This window comes from Candidatus Persebacteraceae bacterium Df01, assembly GCA_030386295.1.
Lineage (GTDB): Bacteria > Pseudomonadota > Gammaproteobacteria > Tethybacterales > Persebacteraceae > Doriopsillibacter > Doriopsillibacter californiensis.
In genome coordinates this window covers 21,578-39,872 of the sequence record JANQAO010000005.1, presented here as the reverse complement: position 1 = coordinate 39,872, position 18,295 = coordinate 21,578, and the positions used below count along the sequence as shown (strand labels likewise).

Annotated in this window: 16 protein-coding genes; 12 read left to right on the top strand and 4 right to left on the bottom strand. The window is 45.3% G+C overall.

The features are described 5' to 3' along the window. Positions 1-324 precede the first annotated feature (324 nt). The 4 genes from NQX30_07620 to NQX30_07605 are packed head-to-tail and all read left to right on the top strand — an operon-like array spanning position 325 to position 6,896. Positions 325-2,046, top strand: a complete 1,722-nt coding sequence (locus NQX30_07620; GenBank protein MDM5148224.1) for a type I restriction-modification system subunit M — start codon at positions 325-327, stop codon at positions 2,044-2,046. Beyond that, entirely contained in the window at positions 2,039-3,244 is a 1,206-nt protein-coding gene (locus NQX30_07615; protein ID MDM5148223.1) for a restriction endonuclease subunit S, read from the top strand. Before NQX30_07620 ends, NQX30_07615 begins: the two co-directional genes overlap by 8 nt. Continuing rightward, positions 3,244-6,204: a type I restriction endonuclease subunit R gene (locus NQX30_07610; GenBank protein ID MDM5148222.1), complete on the top strand. Its 2,961-nt coding sequence runs from the start codon at positions 3,244-3,246 to the stop codon at positions 6,202-6,204. Before NQX30_07615 ends, NQX30_07610 begins: the two co-directional genes overlap by 1 nt. Further along, positions 6,204-6,896 carry a M48 family metallopeptidase gene (locus tag NQX30_07605; protein ID MDM5148221.1) on the top strand — a complete coding sequence of 231 codons (693 nt, stop codon included), beginning with the start codon at positions 6,204-6,206 and terminating at the stop codon, positions 6,894-6,896. Before NQX30_07610 ends, NQX30_07605 begins: the two co-directional genes overlap by 1 nt. 186 nt (positions 6,897-7,082) lie before the next feature. Here the strand turns inward: NQX30_07605 and NQX30_07600 are convergent, their stop codons facing one another. The 4 genes from NQX30_07600 to argS are packed head-to-tail and all read right to left on the bottom strand — an operon-like array spanning position 7,083 to position 11,270. Further along, entirely contained in the window at positions 7,083-8,300 is a 1,218-nt protein-coding gene (locus tag NQX30_07600) for a bifunctional alpha/beta hydrolase/OsmC family protein (protein ID MDM5148220.1), read from the bottom strand. After that, positions 8,301-8,966, bottom strand: coding sequence for a thiol:disulfide interchange protein DsbA/DsbL (locus NQX30_07595; protein MDM5148219.1), 666 nt, complete (start codon positions 8,964-8,966; stop codon positions 8,301-8,303). It lies immediately after the preceding gene. Continuing rightward, a complete protein-coding gene (locus NQX30_07590) occupies positions 8,956-9,507 on the bottom strand; it encodes an SPOR domain-containing protein (protein MDM5148218.1) in 552 nt (183 codons plus the stop codon). Before NQX30_07590 ends, NQX30_07595 begins: the two co-directional genes overlap by 11 nt. Next, positions 9,507-11,270 carry an arginine--tRNA ligase gene (gene argS, locus NQX30_07585; GenBank protein ID MDM5148217.1) on the bottom strand — a complete coding sequence of 588 codons (1,764 nt, stop codon included), beginning with the start codon at positions 11,268-11,270 and terminating at the stop codon, positions 9,507-9,509. Before argS ends, NQX30_07590 begins: the two co-directional genes overlap by 1 nt. 84 nt (positions 11,271-11,354) lie before the next feature. On the opposite strand from argS, the gene NQX30_07580 reads away from it, so the two are divergent. From NQX30_07580 to NQX30_07545, 8 genes are all read left to right on the top strand, one after another. Then, the gene (locus tag NQX30_07580) at positions 11,355-12,086 is read left to right on the top strand and encodes a hypothetical protein (protein MDM5148216.1); all 732 of its coding nucleotides are present in this window, start codon (positions 11,355-11,357) and stop codon (positions 12,084-12,086) included. A gap of 50 nt (positions 12,087-12,136) precedes the next feature. Continuing rightward, positions 12,137-12,961, top strand: a complete 825-nt coding sequence (gene folE2 / locus NQX30_07575) for a GTP cyclohydrolase FolE2 (protein ID MDM5148215.1) — start codon at positions 12,137-12,139, stop codon at positions 12,959-12,961. Between the two features lie 5 nt (positions 12,962-12,966). After that, a complete protein-coding gene (locus NQX30_07570; GenBank protein ID MDM5148214.1) occupies positions 12,967-14,415 on the top strand; it encodes an FAD-binding protein in 1,449 nt (482 codons plus the stop codon). Between the two features lie 7 nt (positions 14,416-14,422). Further along, positions 14,423-15,475 (top strand): glycolate oxidase subunit GlcE, encoded by a 1,053-nt coding sequence (glcE, locus tag NQX30_07565; protein MDM5148213.1) that lies wholly within the window; start codon positions 14,423-14,425, stop codon positions 15,473-15,475. Positions 15,476-15,527: 52 nt separating this feature from the next. Beyond that, positions 15,528-16,388, top strand: a complete 861-nt coding sequence (locus NQX30_07560) for a DMT family transporter (GenBank protein MDM5148212.1) — start codon at positions 15,528-15,530, stop codon at positions 16,386-16,388. After that, positions 16,385-16,747 (top strand): gamma-glutamyltransferase, encoded by a 363-nt coding sequence (locus tag NQX30_07555; GenBank protein MDM5148211.1) that lies wholly within the window; start codon positions 16,385-16,387, stop codon positions 16,745-16,747. Before NQX30_07560 ends, NQX30_07555 begins: the two co-directional genes overlap by 4 nt. Before the next feature lies 1 nt (position 16,748). Further along, on the top strand, positions 16,749-17,363 hold the full coding sequence (locus NQX30_07550) for a LysE family translocator (protein MDM5148210.1): 615 nt from the start codon (positions 16,749-16,751) through the stop codon (positions 17,361-17,363). A gap of 196 nt (positions 17,364-17,559) precedes the next feature. Beyond that, on the top strand, positions 17,560-18,243 hold the full coding sequence (locus NQX30_07545) for an NAD-dependent deacylase (GenBank protein ID MDM5148209.1): 684 nt from the start codon (positions 17,560-17,562) through the stop codon (positions 18,241-18,243). Positions 18,244-18,295 lie beyond the last annotated feature (52 nt).

Below are 18,295 nucleotides of genomic sequence, written 5' to 3'. Positions count from 1 at the left end.
TTCTGGAATGGAATACAGACGAATTGCAAAATATCTCAACGCATTAGGAATCAGAACCATTCGTGGAAACGAATGGGATAGTAACAATGTTTATTCTGTTCTGAAAAGAAATAAGGAATGGTTGAACAGATTGGATGTTGAAAAGCAAGGATCAGAAATTGAGTATAGTAAAATGGAATTGGTTTGATTGAGAGACGGAGAGGCTTAGTTGGATACGATGCAGGCGAATAATCATTAAGAAACTTAATCAGACGACTTTTAGTTGAAAGAAAATGATTTCTCATTAAGGTAATGATTATATTGTTTTTTTTCTTGGAATTCAGAATGCCAAAAAAAATAACCTTACAACAGTTAGAATCTTTCCTCTGGGATACCGCAGACATCCTCAGAGGAAATATGGATGCATCAGAATTCAAAGACTACATCTTTGGCATGTTGTTCCTTAAGCGTCTGTCTGATGCATTTGAGGAAGCGCAGGAACAAGTTGTTCAGCATTATCTATCATCAGGAAAGTCTCAGGCTGATGCGGAGAGGCTGGCATCTGATGAGGATGAGTATGACAAAACCTTCTTTGTTCCTGAGCGTTCCAGATGGTCAAACCTTAAAGATTTGAAACATGACATCGGTTCTGAACTCAACAAGGCAACCGAATCAATAGAGGAGCACAACTCTTCTCTTGAAGGTGTATTGGTCTCCATCGACTTCAATATCAAGAATAAACTCTCGGATAAGAAACTCCAAGACCTCCTATCTCACTTCTCAAAGCATCGTCTTCGCACTGAAGACTTTGAGTCTCCTGACTTACTGGGTGATGCCTACGAGTACCTAATCAAGCAGTTTGCGGACTCTGCAGGTAAGAAAGGCGGAGAGTTCTATACGCCTAGCGAAGTGGTTTGGTTACTGGTGTCTCTGTTGAAACCCACAGCAGGTATGAAGATATATGACCCCACCGCAGGGTCAGGCGGTATGTTGATACAAACCCGCAACTATCTCATTGAAAAAGGCGACAATGCACAAAACCTGTCTTTGTATGGTCAGGAGATGAATCTGAACACATGGGCAATCTGCAAGATGAGTATGTTCTTGCACGGTGTGTTTAACGCAGACATCCGCAAAGGCGACACGTTAGGAGACCCTCAGCATACCCGTGGCGGTGAGTTGATGTCCTTTGACCGAGTGATTGCCAATCCTCCGTTCTCACTAAAGAAGTGGGGTAAGGATGTTGCAGATAGTGACCCCTATGGCCGTTATCCCTATGGCACACCTCCCAAGGATGCAGGAGACCTTGCGTTTATTCAGCACATGATTGCGTCTCTTAATGCAGAGGGCAAGATGGGTGTCGTTGTCCCACATGGTGTGTTGTTTAGAGGTTCAAGCGAGAAAGATATTCGTAAAGGCATCCTTGAGGATGACCTATTAGAAGCAGTGATTGGTCTTCCATCCGCATTATTCTATGGCACAGGTATTCCTGCGGCACTGTTGATTATCAATAAGAACAAACCTGCCCCGCGTAAGGGTAAGGTTCTCTTCATCAATAGTGAGCTGGAGTATCAGGAGGGTAAGAACCAAAACAAACTTAGAGACACCGACATTCAGCACATTATTGATGTCTACGATGCCTATGAGGATGAAAGACGGTACTCCAAAGTTGTTGAGATGGATGAGATTCGTGAGAACGACTACAACCTCAATATCCGCAGATACGCAGACACTTCACCACCACCTGAACCGTTTGATGTAAAGGCAATCCTAAGAGGTGGCGTTCCAGTTTCCGAGGTGGAAGACGAATATATTCAAGAGACTTTGGATGGCATGGATGTGTCCTGTGTGTTTGTACGCAGAGACAATGAGTACTACGACTTCAAACCTGAGATAGAGACGAAGGAACAGATACGAGAACACCTTGGTAATGCAGAACAAGCAGTGATTACCCAGTTCGAACGATGGTGGGATAAGTATCAAGTGTCACTGCATGATATAGATGCACAGGTAAAAGAGTCTGAAGAGGTGATGTGGGGATATCTGAAGGAACTTGGTTATGAATGAGAGAGTTCCTGAAGGGTGGAAAATAAAAAGTTTCGGAGACTTTCTAATCTCACTTCCAAAATCGACACTTCCATCAGGTGTTGCCGATAAGTTAGGTTATTATGACTTTTATGTCTGTAGTAAAAAAGTCCTAAAGTATTTTCATAGAGAAATGTCTTCACCAGCAGTGCTTTTTTCTACTGGTGGTGAGGCATCAGTCCATTTTGCTGCTGGAAATTACTCTTATTCTACTGATGTTTGGGCAACTGAATTTACAGGTGAAATTTGTAATGAATATGCTTTTCGTGTCCTTGAAAAAAACCTGAAACAAATAAACTATGCTGGATTCCAGGGTTCCGGGATTAAGCATCTCGATAAGGGGTTCATTCAAAGATTTACATTCTCACTTCCCTCCCTCCCCGAACAAAAGAAAATCGCATCCATCCTCACTTCTGTGGATGAGGTGATTGAGAACACCCAGAAACAAATCAACAAACTCCAAGACCTCAAGAAGGCAACCATGAACGAGTTGTTGACCAACGGCATCGGTCACACAGAGTTCAAGGACAGTGAGTTGGGGCGGATTCCGAAGAGTTGGAATATAATAAAATTATCAGATATTAGGGATATTACAGATAAATATAGTTTTACTGGGGGCCCATTCGGTTCCAATCTGAAGAGAGAAAATTATACTGAAAAAGGGATTCGCATAATTCAGTTGCAAAATATTGGCGATGGACAATTTTTTAATAAGTACAAGATTTATACTTCAGGGGAGAAAGCAGATGAGTTGCTTTCATGCAATATTTACCCGGGCGATATCATTCTATCTAAAATGGGTGACCCTGTAGCAAGAGCAACGTTGATACCAGATTTTAACGCTCGATATTTAATGGCATCTGATGGTATTCGATTATCCGTAGATGATGAAAAATATGACTCAAAATTCATATTAGACTCTATAAACCATCATACTTTCAGAAATCAGGCAGAAATAAGCAGCACTGGTTCAACAAGAAAACGAATAGGTCTAGTTGAGTTACGAAGACTTAAGATTTCTACCTCCTCACTAATTGAACAAAAGAAAATTGCATCTATTTTTATTTCTTTCGATGAAGCGATTGATAAAAAACAAAAAAATAATAATAAACTTAAATCCCTCAAGAAATCCCTCATGCAAGACCTCCTAACAGGCAAAGTCCGAGTGACGGTGAACTGATGGCATCTGACGAACTCGATAAGGTAGAACTCCCCGCACTGGAACAACTCCAGTCGTTGAGGTGGACTTATATTGAGGGTTCAAAACTCTCACCTGATGAATCAGATGAACGCAGTTCTCTAAAGGATGTGGTTCTTGAGAAGCGACTAACGACAAGTCTCAAACGCATCAATCCTTGGATTAACGATGAGAACCTTCGTAAAGTCATTCGTGAATTAACCAAGACCCTTTACTCAAACCTCGTTGAAGCAAACCAAGGAATATGGACTCACATCAATCAGTGCATCTCAGTGATGCAGGACTTGGGCAAAGGTAACAAAGGTCAGACTGTTCATATCATTGATTTCGAGCATCCTGAGAACAATGAGTTTCTTTGTACCAATCAGTTCAAAGTGTCAGGGGTTAACCAAAATATCATTCCCGACATCATCCTGTTTGTGAATGGACTTCCCCTTGCGGTGCTTGAGTGTAAATCCCCTTACATTACCAATCCAATGGAAGCGGGGATTAATCAACTGCTGCGATATGCAAACCGTAGAGCACCTGAAAATGATGAGGGCGCTGAAAAACTCTTTCACTACAACTTGATGATGGTATCAACCCACCGTGATAAGGCACGTGTTGGCACCATCACTTCCCGCATGGAACATTATCTGGAATGGAAAGACCCTTATCCTCTGACGGTTGAACAGGTGGGTTCAGCAGAGGGAAGTCAGGATGTTTTGATTGCGGGATTATTCACCAAGGCAAACTTCCTCGACATCTTGCAAAACTTTACTGTGTTTGAACCTGTTGATGGGCGTGTGATTAAAAAGATACCGCGTTACCAACAGTTCCGTGCAGTGCATAAAACGATTGAACGTCTGAGGACAGGAACTACTGCAAAAGATAAGTCAGGTGTCATCTGGCACACACAAGGTTCGGGTAAGTCCCTGACGATGGTGTTTCTGAGTATCAAGATGCGCAGGGATGCAAATCTAAGAGATTATAAACTGGTATTCCTGACTGACCGCACACAGTTGGATAACCAATTAACCAGCACATTCACCAATACGCAGGGTGAGACAATTCATCATGCAAACTCTGTTAAAGACTTAAAAGAATTCCTTGCAAAAGACTCGTCTGACATCGTTACCGCAATGGTGCAGAAGTTTCAGGAAAACGCAGATGATTTGGAATTTCCTGTTTTGAACGAATCAGACAAAATCATTGTTCTGGCAGATGAGGCGCATCGCACCCAATACGGAACCCTTGGGGCGGCGATAAACACCGCACTTCCCAATGCACCTCGTATTGCGTTTACAGGAACTCCCTTAATCAAGTCACAGAAGACGACCAACACCTTTGGTACCTATATCGATACCTATACCATTGAACAGGCGGTTAAAGACGGCGCAACGGTGCAAATACTCTATGAAGGTCGAGAGGCAATGCTTAGGGTTACGGGTGACTCTTTAGACGGTCTGTTTGACGAATACTTTGCAGACCGCAGCGAGGACGAGAAGGCGGCAATCAAGAAGAAATATGGAACACAAAAGGCAGTTCTAGAAGCGCCGCAACGTATCCGTAGAGTGTGTATTGATATCATTAAACATTATCGAGAACACATCCAACCCAATGGATTCAAGGCGATGATTGTTACCTCATCAAGAAATGCAGCGATTATCTATAAAGAACAACTGGATAAATTAGGCGCACCTCAATCAGCGGCAATCATTTCTAGCGACCACAATGATGAGAAGCGGTTTTGGGACTATACGGACGGCACCAAACATAAAAAACAAATTGAGGATTTCAAGAAACCTCTAGGCGTTGGTGAAGGACAGTCTGAGTTATCTATTCTTGTGGTTAAAGACATGCTATTAACAGGGTTTGATGCACCTGTTGCACAGGTGATGTATCTAGACAGAAAACTCACCGACCACACCCTTCTTCAGGCAATTGCGAGAGTTAACCGAACCAATAAGAACAAGTTCAGAGGATATATTGTCGATTACTTTGGATTGTCAGATTACCTAACCGAAGCGTTAGAGATGTTCTCTTCTGATGATATCAAAGGTGCATTGGTTAAGTTGATCGATGAGTTACCTAAACTAAAGAACGCACATACCCGTGTTCTTAAACACTTTGATGGTTTGGATTTGAATGATTTAGATGCGTGTATTTTATCCCTTGAGGAAGAGGTTAAACGACAGACATTCCAAACTGACTTTCAAATCTTCTCAAAGCAGATGGATATTATTCTTCCAGACCCAGCGGCAACTCCTTTCATCAAAGACCTCAGAAGACTAGGTAGGATTTCAGTGGGCGCAAGGAACCTATTCAGGGACGAACAACTGGATATCGCAGGCGCAGGCGAAAAGGTCAGGGAACTGATTGAAGAGCATGTCTACTCAACGGGTGTAGATCCTAAGATCCCTCCAGCTGACCTGTTAGCAGGTAACTATGAAGAAGTTCTAAATCAGCATAAGTCCTCTCGGTCAAAAGCATCTGAAATTGAAAATGCAATTAAGCAACATATTAAGATCAATATCGATGAAGACCCTGAATATTACAAAAAACTATCAGAGCGTTTGAAGGATATCATCCGAAAACATGGAGAGAAGTGGGATGAGTTAGTTCAACTTCTTTTGGATTTCAGAAACGATATAGAAAAAGAACGTAAGCAGGGTGCAAAAGAAGCAGGTCTGACTGAGACAGAATATGCATTCTTTAATATTCTTTTAGCGGAATTAGAAGGTGAGAAAACCATCGATGAGGCGAAAGTAAAAGATGTCGTTCAGTCCCTCGTTCATATGTTGGATGAGGCAACACAGATAGTTGATTTCTTCAATAAGTGGGATGAACAAAAACGAGTGAGGCGAGACATTAAACGGATTATCATTGCGAACTTCGATGAGTCTATGGTGAAACCTGTGAGTGAGCGTTTCATGGAACTGGCAAAGGTGAAGTTTGGTTGATGGAAGGTTTTGAGTTTCAGGTTGAGGTGAAAAGAACAGATCGTAAGAAGTCTGCATCGCTCTCTCTTGATGGGGATCTTGTGAAAGTCACTGTCCCAAGGTCTCTCTCAAATAATCGTATTAGGGATTTAATCAACAAGCGATCTCCATGGATTAAAACCAAACTAAAGGAACAATCCTTAAGACCGTCATCTAAACCAAAGGAATTTGTTAGCGGTGAGACTGTACCTTATTTGGGTAAAAACTATCGTTTGAAGGTTATCGAAGGAGAAATCCCATCCATTAAAATGGTTAGTGGGTATCTGGTTGCGACTGTTCTTAATTGTGAAAAGAATAGACAAGATGCAGTAAGGTATCTGTTAGAGGACTGGTATCAAAGACAGGCAAAACGGCGGTTAAAGGAGAAGACAGAGCGTCTCTCTAAAATAGTTGGCATCAGTCCAACATCTGTTTCCGTAAAAAGTTATAAGTCTCGTTGGGGATCATGTTCAAGCACTGGCGCACTGACATATAACTGGCGCATTGTCCTCGCACCACATCGCATCGTAGATTATGTGGTGGTGCATGAACTCTGTCATTTATTAGAACATAATCACTCACCTCGATATTGGAGACATGTTGAATATCATGTTCCAGATTGGAGAGATTGCAGGGAGTGGTTAAAAGGTCAAAGTTTGATGTCAAATCTATAACGTAATTTCTGAGTTTTTTACGCGATTGGCTTGAATATGAAGGGATACTGACTTTTTACGATTAGACCGCACGACCTCAGCAGGAAACTGAAACCCTTCCATTATTTATTTGGTTTGTTCTAACCCCAAAAACATCCATCAAAACAATGCTGATAGCAGACAAAACTCCATCTACACCAAAATATTTCATTTTTTCAAAGTGGTGTTGATGTTGATTGTGCCTTGCAATGTTTTGTGTACCGGGCATTTATCGGCGATAGCCAACAACGTCGCACGCTGTTCGTCAGTTAATTGCCCCTCTAAAGTAAACACCCGTTCGATAGAATCAATTTTTTCCTTGCTATCGCAATGCTCACAATCGCTCGCGTGAATTTTTTGGTGCTGTAATGTAACCGTTACTTTTGCCAGCGGTATATTTTTGCGTTGTGCATACATACGCAACGTTATCGTGGAACAAGCACCCAAAGCACCCAACAAATAACCATACGGCGTTGGACCGGTGTTAGCTCCACCCAGTGAAGACGGCTCATCAGCAACCAACTCGTGCTTACCGTTGTATATGCGCTGCGCTAATCCAGCACCGGATTCGGTGACAATAACCGTTTGCGCATCCTCGGTTACTTCGTCCGTCGCTGCCGTTATTGGCGCCGGCAGATAACGTTCTGCCCAAGTGGCAAGAACATCAGCAGCGTATGTGGCATCCCGCTTATCTGACAACAAATGATCGGCCGTGTCTAAACTAACAAAACTTTTAGGATGTTTGGCCGCAGCGTATATTTTTCGTGCATTATCAATATCTACCGTTGTATCTACCACTGAATGCAAAATTAATAGCGCTTTGTTGAGCGTACTAATGCGTTCAGCCAAGCGAACACCTTCTATATCTTCCAAAAACTGTTTTTTGATGCGAAACGGATACCCACCCAATTGCACCTGAGCTTCACCGTCGCGTTCAATAGACTCTCTAACATCAGAAAACAAATGTTGTACATGTGCTGGTTCTGCCGGTGCGCCAACAGTCGCTACAGCGCGCGTTTCAGGAATATCACCAGCAGCGGCCAATACCGCAGCTCCGCCCAAGCTATGACCAACAATCAACGTTGGCGCCTGATGTTCATTGCGTAGATAATCGGCGGCACAAATGAGGTCTTGCACATTAGAAGAAAAATTGGTGTTAGCAAAGTCGCCTTCAGAAGCACCCAACCCAGTAAAATCAAACCGCAATACAGCAAAGCCGCGCGCTACCAAACCAGTTGTCAAATAGCGAGCAGAAAAAATATCTTTAGTACATGTGAAGCAATGAGCAAAAAGCGCGTAACCACGTGGTGCTGCATCGCTGGGAAATTCTAAAACAGCGGCGAGCTGTCCTTGGGAGCCGGAAAATTGAATTTTTTTCTGCGACATTTATTCTTCTTTTTTAATGGCACTCCGTTCACGCTCAATGAGCAAAGAGACAACGCGCATCATATCGCTCTGAGAGGCACTCTGCCCCGGGGTTAAAACATATTTACCAGCGACGGCAATTTGTGGTGTGCTACTAATACCGTACTCTTGAGCGATAATAGCATCACGCTTAATTTTTGCATTGACGGAAAATGAATCGTAAATGGCAGCAGCTTTTTCTTCGTCAATACCGTTGTCTTCAAGCCAGTCGAAAAAACGCCCCTTACTATTGATTAACTTTTTATCACTATGGATAGCCTCAAACACTTTGCCGTAATATTCGTCTACCAATTGCATCGCTTCAATCGTGTGAAAAACGCGTGCAAAATGACCGTTATAACGCTGAAAAACAACCGGCTGGTGAATCAGCTGGACATCTGATAAGTCATTTTGATCTTGCCACTGATTGAGTACACCTTGAAAGCGAAAACAGTGCGGGCAAGAAAAATTAAAAAATTCCAACACTTCAATATCATCACCACTGCGCGTAGGCAATGGTGGATCAATGACAATATAGTCTCGTCCAGCGACAAGCCCGTCATCTTCTTCAGCATGGGCGATTGAGAATGACACCAACAAAAAAAGTGCCGGCAGAATAAAAAAAGATTTGAGAAAATTAGTTTTCATTGTTCACCAGTTTTAGTAATTGCACCGAATTATAACCTTGCAAGACAAGCTGCGCACGTGTTTCTTCGGCTGTGTTTTCAGAATCATAAGGGCCTATCCAAACGCGAAAAATCGTGCCGCCAGCGGCGGTTCGGCCAGGATTAATAGAAGTTTGCCGCCCCAATAATGCAATTTCACCGCGCAACTGTTCTGCTGTATTTTTATTATCAAAAGCGCCCATTTGTAAATAGTATACAAATTTTCGCGGGACGGTAGTAGGTGTTTCTTCTTCAACGATTGGCGCAACTTGTTGTTGCTGCCGCAAAACATCATGAAATTCTAGCGTCTCCCGTTTAGTACCGCTCTGCCCGTTTTCTGGCAAGGTATCACGCGTCGGCGGAGTGATAAACGGCAACGGTAACTTATTAACATAAGCAGCTAAGTACGCCGCCGAGCCAACGCCACAGGTAAACCCAAAAATTAGCAAAAACAACCCGCGCCAAAAATAACCTTTAGGGGCATTATTGCGCGCGCGTCGCGCGCCGGCAGTACGCGGTGCCATTACATGCGTGTCGGCGCCGAAACGCCGAGTAGACCAAGCGCACTTGCCAACACTTGCCGCGCGGCATCAACCAGTGCCAATCGCGACCGCATGAGGTCATCTTCAGTACCGGATAAAATACGCGTTTTTTCATAATAATTGTGCATAGCAGTAGCGAGATCTTGAATAAATACCGTCAACAAATGCGTTACACGTTCGCGGGCAGCGTGTGCCACCACACCGGGAAAAGCCGCTAACTGTTCACACAACATTACCGCTGCCGCATCGTCTGCCAACAAAGAAGCATCGGCACTTGTCAGCACCGTTGGTGTCCCACCCCATTTACGCAAAATACTATCGGCACGAGCATGGGCATACTGGGCATAATACACTGGATTGCTACCGCTTTTTTCTACTGCCAACTGCAAATCAAAATCTAAATGCTGATCGTTTTTGCGACTGACATAAAAATAACGTGCTGCGTCACAACCGACTTTATCTACCAATGTCGTTAGCGGAATAAATTCACCAGCACGAGTGGACATTTTAAGACGCTTACCTTCTTCCATCAACGCAACAAATTGAATCAGACGAGTTTCTATCGCATTGGCTGCGTGCCCCAAAGCGGTAACAGCAGCACACAAACGCGGCACATAACCATGGTGATCAGCACCCAACACATTAATAAGCTGTAACCGATGGCCAGCAGTAACTGAACGCGTAAGTTTGTCGTGATGATAAGCAATATCCGCGGCAAAATAGGTGAATTGACCGTTGGCACGACGCAGCACGCGATCTTTGTCATCGCCAAAAGCCGTAGCACGAAACCACAACGCGCCGTCTTGTTCGTATAAATTGTCGGCACTAGCATTGCGCAGTGCCTCAATGCCAACACGCAGTTTGTCATCTGTGTGCAAAGATTTTTCGCTAAACCAGCGGTCAAACGGTTTTACTCCGAGTGCTTCCAAATCTTTACGAATATTTTTTGTGGTGACGGCTTGCACCACAGCACTGGTAAATGTATCCACTTCTGCACAAGAAACCGAGTCGTGCATCGCGGCAACCAACTTATCCGCCGCGGCATCGGCATCGGCAGCATCCGCTAGTGATTTTAATAATTTGGACAATTCTGGTGGCGTTTGCGCTGTCAAGTGTTCTGCTACATCGGTAACAATAATTTGCAAATAATCTCCCCGATAGCTCCCTTGAGGCATTTCCGAATCGTTTTTTTCGTGTTGTAGCCAAAAACGCAACCACACAGAAGCAGCTAAAATAGCGGCTTGCCGTCCTGTGTCATTTAAATAATATTCCCGCCGCACTTCATAACCTGCAAAGGTTAAAATATTTGCCAGCGAATCGCCAAAAGCAGCGGCACGACCATGACCAACATGCAAGGGTCCAGTAGGATTGGCCGAAACAAATTCTAAAATGATTGTTTCATTTTGGGCGGAACTACGCCCATATGCCGCGCCTAACCGAAAGATCTCACCAATAACGGCAGTTTTAGCGCTTTTTTTCAGGCATATGTTGATATAACCGCTCCCAGCAACATTGGCAGATTCAATACAGTCAGGCAAGGATAGTTCACGCAAAATCTCGTCAGCAATATCGCGTGGTGGGCGCTTGAGTTGGCGCGCCAATTGCATGGCTATAGGAGTAGCATAATCACCGTGGGCGGTGTCACGAGGCTTTTGCCAAGCAACAGTAACCGGTTTACCAGCAACGATAGCACAAGCACCATTAAGTGCGTCTTGCAAAAGAGCTTTGTGTTGTTCGGCTAGCATAAAATTAAATTATACTAGGCAGCACGGTTTGGCTTTGCTATAAAATAGAAATATGAGATATTTAATGACAATACCTGCACAACAATGAAAATCGGCATTTTGCTAGCGGATGATTTACGTGACACACTGGTTCCCCGTTTTGGCGGCTATTCTCCTATGTTTCAAGAAATGCTGCACGGTAACGATTACGATTGGCAAGTATTTGATGTGCGCGCCGGAGAATATCCGGCAACAGTGGGTCAATGTGATGGTTATTTTATTACCGGCAGTCGTCACGGGGTTGGTGATAATTTACCGTGGGTGGCGCCGTTATTAGAATTTATCCGCCGCTTGCACAACGCACGCCAACCGTTAGTAGGAATATGTTTTGGTCATCAGGCAGTGGCACAAGCGCTAGGCGGCAAAGTATCGCCATCGAACAAGGGCTGGGGAGTAGGCTTACATACTTGGCAAATCCACGCCGATGCACCATGGATGCGCCCTCTACCGCCAACCATTAACCTATTATGTAGCCATCAAGACCAAATTGTCACTTTACCGCCCATAGCGCGGCGGCTGGCCGGCAGTGATTTTTGCCCTGAAGCATTGTTTTGCATTGATGAACATATTTTTTGCACACAGGGACATCCTGAATTTTCAGCAGACTTTTTGTGTGCGCTATGGGACATAAAACGCGCTCATGAACCCGACTTATTACCGCCTCACTTGTGGCAACAGATCGCAGAAAGCAAAATAGTAGCTAATGATAATGCGCTCTTTGCCAACTGGTTAGCGGCGTTTTTCAGTCGTTCTCATGTAAAAAACTTGCGAACCTGATATAGTTGTAGCTTGCGTACATTGCTTTACGATTAAGTGATTTTTTTCCGATGAATACAAAAACAGCTAATACTAAACCTGTCATTAAAGACATTCAAGGTAGCGACGACTCGCGCGCTATTTCCATTAACCATGTAGGCATTTGCGACATTCGCCTGCCAATGGTGCTAGCGGACGGCGGCTCTCAAACGCCTACTGTCGGTCGCTGGGCATGCTATACCAATTTGCCGGCGGCAGTACGTGGCACCCACATGTCGAGGTTGGTACGCGTCATTCACGATGCCGGCGCAACGATGAATTTTTCCCGTTTTTGTGCGATTCCAGAAGCCATACTGGAAGCTTTACCAGATGCTGATGATTGTTTTTTGTCATTAAAATTTCAAGGCTTCATCAACAAAGCGGCACCAATCTCTAAAGAACATGGTTATTTAGATTTTGAAGCCGCATTTTATGTATGGCAACGCAATGGTCGCTTGCGGCGGCTATTATCAGCCGCTGTGCCGGTTACCAGCTTGTGCCCCTGCTCCAAGGCCATTTCGCAATATGGAGCCCACAATCAGCGCTCACGGGTAGAATGTGTATTGGAAGCACCTGATACGACTCGTTTGTCGGATGTGGTATCACTAATCGAAGAAGCCGCATCATGCGAGTTGTATTCAATATTAAAGCGCCCAGATGAACGGCACGTGACCGAACGCGCTTATGATAATCCTAAATTCGTAGAAGACATGGTGCGCGACTTAGCGGTAGCGGTAGCACGGCTGCCAGAAGTAAGCAATTATCGTGTGGCAGCAGAAAATTTTGAATCCATTCACAATCATTCCGCGTACGCGATGATTCAATCACCAGAATTTCCTACTCATATTCTCACCTAGTCCCTATGGCGCTACCCGCCGGATTTTCTAAAAAATTGCAACACTGTCTGCCAGCCGGACAAGTATTGCTAAACCCCGAAGATTGTAAGCCTTTTGAAGCCGATGGATTATTAATGTTTCGCTGTCTACCGGCGGCAGTGGCATTGCCTAGTAATGAAGCAGAGGTTATCCGCGTTGTGAATTGCTGCCGTGAAGCCGGTGTCCCACTGGTGACGCGCGGTGCTGGAACGGGGCTATCAGGCGGTGCGCTACCGCATGCCGATGGCGTGTTATTAGTGCTTTCGCGACTTAACCGTATTTTGTCAATAGACCCATTGGCACGAGTGGCGCGGGTGCAACCTGGAGTACGCAATTTGGCCGTCAGCGAGGCTACTTACCCATTCGGATTGTTTTATGCCCCCGACCCCTCATCACAGTTGGCGTGTTCAATCGGCGGCAACGTCAGCGAAAACTCCGGTGGCGTGCGTTGTCTCAAATATGGACTCACCGTTCATTGTGTAATCAAAGTTCGAGTGGTTACCGCTGACGGAGAAGCGGTGGAAATTGACAACACCGAACAAGGATTTGATTTGTTGGCGTTACTACACGGTAGTGAAGGCTTGCTCGCAGTTGTCACCGAAGTGTGGCTGCGACTATCACCATTGCCGGAAACGACTTGTACCGTGTTAGCGGGTTTCCCGTCGGTCAAGGCGGCAGGAGATGCCGTTGCTGGCATTATCTCCTCCGGCATCACGCCATCTGGTCTGGAAATGATGGACCAACTGGCCACCCGTGCGGCGGAAGATTTTGCCGCAGCTGGATATCCCACCGACTGCGCCGCTTTACTCATCGCAGAAACCGACGGTCGGCGAGAAGATGCCGAGCGTGACATGGAAAATTTGCGCAAGGTGTTAACTACGCATGGTGCCACTCCCATTCGAGCAGCACGCGACGAAACCGAACGCCAATTATTTTGGAAAGGTAGAAAATCGGCATTTCCTGCAATGGGAAGCATTCGCCCCAACTACTATTGCATGGACGGCACTATTCCGCGTAAGCGACTCGGAGATGTGTTAAATAATATTGCTGCCTTGTCGACACAGTATGGATTACCGTGCGCTAATGTTTTTCACGCCGGCGACGGCAATCTGCATCCGCTTATTATGTATGATGACGATGTCAGCGGCGAGGCCGAAAAAGCTTGCCAATTTGGCACCGACATTATGAATTTGTGTTTAGATGTCGGCGGCACAATCACCGGCGAACACGGCGTGGGTGTGGAAAAAATAGACGGCATGTGTACACAGTTTACGCCACCAGAATTGCAAACCTTTCACGACATCAAGCACGCTTTTGACCCACTTGCTTTTCTCAATCCGGGCAAAACGGTTCCCACACTCAACCGATGCGCTGAATTCGGTCACATGCATGTTAAAAGCGGTGAGGAAAAGTTTTCTACTTTGCCAAGATTTTAATTTACCCATGAAAGAAACCATTTCACACATTGCCGAACGCGTTACCGCCGCTGCCTCTACAAAGCAACCATTGTCTTTGCGCTGCGGCGGTAGCAAAGATTTTTATGGCAACCCCGCAATGGGTGAAACGCTGGACATATCGTCGCTATCGGGCGTAAGTTCCTACGAAGCTAGCGAGCTATATATCACCGCTGGTGCTGCAACGCCGCTGGCAGAAATAGAAACGTTACTCGCCGAAAATCAGCAGATGCTGGCTTTTGAACCACCGCATTTTGGTGAAACGGCAACAATAGGAGGCACGTTGGCGTGCGGTTTTTCTGGCCCTCGACGCCCAGCTGCCGGAGCATTACGCGACCATGTACTGGGTGTCGGTATGATTAATGGTGCGGGAGAAGTTTTGCGATTTGGTGGTACCGTTCTAAAAAATGTCGCCGGATTTGACGTTTCACGATTGATGGCAGGCTCCTTAGGGACGCTCGGCATCATCACCGATGTGACTTTTAGAGTAACGCCGAAACCGGAAGCAGAATTAACCACGGTGATGGAATGCGATGAAATGATAGCCATTGACAGTACCAACCGTCTACTTGCGCAGGGTTCACCTATTACCGCCAGTGTCTGGCACGATAACTTGTTGTGGCGCCGCTTTGCCGGCGGCACTGAGGCGGTACAGCGTGCAGTGTCCGAGGTTGGCGGTGATATAGAAGATAAAGCAACCGCATTTTGGCAATCAGTACGCGAACAGACACATCCATTTTTTGTTGGCAATAACAATTTGTGGCGAACCATGGTGCCCGCAACGATGCCGGTTGCAGCAGGCGATGAATTAATTGAGTGGCACGGTGCAGTGCGTTGGCAACGAGGAAGCGCAAAATCAGCGCAGGAAGCGGCAGCAAAGGCCGGCGGTTCGGCAACATTATTTCGCACCACCCAATCAGAGACAACCGAACGTTTTCCACCGTTAGCTCCACCTATTGCCAAAATTCACCGCAATCTCAAAAAGGCATTTGACCCACATGATATTTTAAATCGCGGACGAATGTACGATTTTTCTAGTTAAAGCTAATAAGCGGCAACTTAACCCGCTGCACCATTTCCATTAAAGTATCACCATGAAAAAACAAACATCCGATACTCGCATCGGGTTATTTATAGGCGTTGCTGGCATATTAATATTGTCACCAGATGCACTTTTGCTACGGCTATTTGATGGTGAAGATTTAACTCTCACTACCGGTCGTTCTGCTTTTATGGCAATCAGTATCGGTGCGTTACTGCTTTTTTTTCCCTCTTTGCGTGCAGGATTTCAGTGGAGCCCCGTGCTACTGTACAGCGTCATTTATGCTATCGGCATGTTTGCTTTTCCGATGTCCATCCGCCATACACACGTGGCCAATACACTCGTTATTATGACAATCGCACCACTTTTTGCAGCTATCGGCGCCCGCATTTTTTTACATGAGCCAGTAGCACGGCGTACTTGGTTGGCGTGCATTGCCACCACTGTTGGCATCGCCGTTATTTTTATTCCACAAACAAAAAGCGGCGGATTACTCGGCGATATCCTAGCACTGGGAGTTGCATTGTCATTGGCTGGTTGTGCCATTGTCATCCGCCGCCATCCACACACCATGATGTTTCCCGGACTGTTTTTCGGCGCCATCCTTTCGGCTATTATTACCGCTCCTTTTGCTAACTGGGAGCTATCTTCCCGTGATTTTATTATTTTGGCAGTGGACGGAGGTTTTACTATACCCGTATCTTTTATGCTCATCATTGCTGCATCACGCCGCTTATCACCACCGGAAATCAATTTATTATTTTTATTAGAAACCGCGCTGGCTCCGTTATGGGTATGGCTGGCTCTCGGAGAAAAACCACCAGCAACTACTACAACAGCCGGAGTCTTTATTATCGCTGTACTACTTGCGCACTTTATCGCCACACTCAAAGCAACTGACAAAGCGAAATGAGCACCGCTATTAACATCGGTGGGGAACGACCATTTTTCTCACCCGTGCACGCCCGTAACGATGCCTGTGCAACATCCCATCCGCTGGCAACAATGGAAGCCATCAATATTTTACAAAGCGGCAGGAGCGCAGCTGATGCCGCTATTACAGTCGGTGCTGTGCAATGCGTAGTTGAGCCATACATGACCGGCATTAACGGCGATTGCTTTTCCTTGGCCAAAACACCAAAACCCACCTCCGTAGCACTAAACGGCAGCAACTGGACACCGCACCGATTATCATTACAACAGGTACGTCAAGCCGGCAGCTTGCTGGTCGTTGCTTCCGACTGCCGCAAAAACGGTATAGCGGGATATTAAAGTGCCGATATTGGTGCCGCCAGATTGGAATTTACTCACTTTTGCTTTCATTGCTGCATCTGTCGCCGGCTTCACTCCTGGTCCAAACAATACAATCTGCATGGTTTCTAGTGCCTCGGTGGGCGTCTTTCGCACCTTACCGTTTGCTTGGGGAGTAACTGTCGGGTTCCCATTCATGCTAGCGGCAGTAGGATTTGGTCTCGGCGGAGTGCTAATTGCACATCCTTCCTTGCATTTGGTTATTAAAATCATCGGAGCATTATTTTTGTTACATCTAGCGTGGAAAATCGCCCGTGCCCGTGCTCCAATTAAAAAAACAGCACCTCAACTACTGGGCTTTTGGCAGGCCTTCTTTTTTCAATGGATTAATCCCAAAGCGATAGCCATTGCCTTCAGCCTTATTGCCACTTACACCCGCCCTGCACCGGCATTGTTTGCGGACATTACCTATTTAATGTTTATCACCACTCTCGTTAGCATAAGTGCCACCCTAACGTGGACGTTATTCGGTGCTGGCATTGGCCGCTTACTCAAAACAGCAAAAGCACTTGCTATTTTCAATGGCGTGATGGGCCTATTATTAGCACTATCAATCGTTCCGATTTTTTTATTGTAGCAACCTTCACAAATTAATAAACAACCGTTTTTTTACCTTTCACAAATACTCAATTATTTTTGTTAAGTTTTCCTTTGTTTTTTCTTGTTTTTTATGTTAGCGATTTCTTATTTATTCCTTTAATTTTTTGTTCAAATTAATTATTTTTAACTATTACTTTTTTTCATAATAAAATGATATTAATATTCGGCATACAATGAATCGTAACACTGTAGTCCTCACTGGTGCTGGCATTTCGGCGGAGTCTGGCTTGCGTACTTTTAGCGCCAGCGACGGCTTGTGGGAGGAGTGCCACATTGAGGACATCGCCACACCCGAAGGTTTTGTACGCGGGCCAAATTTAGTGCACCAGTTTTACAACGATAGACGACGCAAACTAACTGAAGTAAAACCCAACGCCGCCCATACGGCTTTGGCTGAATTTGAAGCTCGTTGCAAAGGCAATTTTCTGTTGGTCACACAAAATATAGACGACCTGCATGAACGTGCCGGAAGTCGTCAACTGGTACACATGCACGGAGAACTGCTCAAAATGTTTTGCCTTCATTGTGATAGTCACTTTGAAATTACCGATGATTTAAATGTAACGAGCATTTGTCTCAACTGTCAACGCAGCTCCGGATTGCGCCCCGACATCGTATGGTTTGGTGAAATGCCTTATCATATGGCGCGCATAGAATCAGCACTCGCGGAATGCGCACTGTTTGTTTCCATCGGCACCTCTGGAAACGTGTATCCGGCGGCAGGATTTGTGCAATTAGCACGGCGGGCGGGCGCGGAATGCGTAGAGCTAAACTTGGAGCGCTCTGCCGGCAGTGATTATTTTGACCATGCTCATTATGGTTCTGCCACGATTGTCGTACCAGAATTTTTTGCTTAATTTCTTCCGCCACACACAATGACTAAACACCGACACCACAATTGTCGCCGGA

Excerpts from the sequence above, each read along its gene's own strand:
- folE2 (MDM5148215.1), top strand. The coding sequence starts at position 12,137 with ATGAATACAAAAACAGCTAATACTAAACCTGTCATTAAAGACATTCAA.
- NQX30_07580 (MDM5148216.1), top strand. The coding sequence starts at position 11,355 with ATGAAAATCGGCATTTTGCTAGCGGATGATTTACGTGACACACTGGTT.
- NQX30_07595 (MDM5148219.1), bottom strand. The coding sequence starts at position 8,966 with ATGAAAACTAATTTTCTCAAATCTTTTTTTATTCTGCCGGCACTTTTT.
- NQX30_07590 (MDM5148218.1), bottom strand. The coding sequence starts at position 9,507 with ATGGCACCGCGTACTGCCGGCGCGCGACGCGCGCGCAATAATGCCCCT.
- argS (MDM5148217.1), bottom strand. The coding sequence starts at position 11,270 with ATGCTAGCCGAACAACACAAAGCTCTTTTGCAAGACGCACTTAATGGT.
- NQX30_07610 (MDM5148222.1), top strand. The coding sequence starts at position 3,244 with ATGGCATCTGACGAACTCGATAAGGTAGAACTCCCCGCACTGGAACAA.
- NQX30_07615 (MDM5148223.1), top strand. The coding sequence starts at position 2,039 with ATGAATGAGAGAGTTCCTGAAGGGTGGAAAATAAAAAGTTTCGGAGAC.
- glcE (MDM5148213.1), top strand. The coding sequence starts at position 14,423 with ATGAAAGAAACCATTTCACACATTGCCGAACGCGTTACCGCCGCTGCC.
- NQX30_07555 (MDM5148211.1), top strand. The coding sequence starts at position 16,385 with ATGAGCACCGCTATTAACATCGGTGGGGAACGACCATTTTTCTCACCC.
- NQX30_07560 (MDM5148212.1), top strand. The coding sequence starts at position 15,528 with ATGAAAAAACAAACATCCGATACTCGCATCGGGTTATTTATAGGCGTT.
- NQX30_07605 (MDM5148221.1), top strand. The coding sequence starts at position 6,204 with ATGGAAGGTTTTGAGTTTCAGGTTGAGGTGAAAAGAACAGATCGTAAG.
- NQX30_07600 (MDM5148220.1), bottom strand. The coding sequence starts at position 8,300 with ATGTCGCAGAAAAAAATTCAATTTTCCGGCTCCCAAGGACAGCTCGCC.
- NQX30_07620 (MDM5148224.1), top strand. The coding sequence starts at position 325 with ATGCCAAAAAAAATAACCTTACAACAGTTAGAATCTTTCCTCTGGGAT.
- NQX30_07545 (MDM5148209.1), top strand. The coding sequence starts at position 17,560 with ATGAATCGTAACACTGTAGTCCTCACTGGTGCTGGCATTTCGGCGGAG.
- NQX30_07570 (MDM5148214.1), top strand. The coding sequence starts at position 12,967 with ATGGCGCTACCCGCCGGATTTTCTAAAAAATTGCAACACTGTCTGCCA.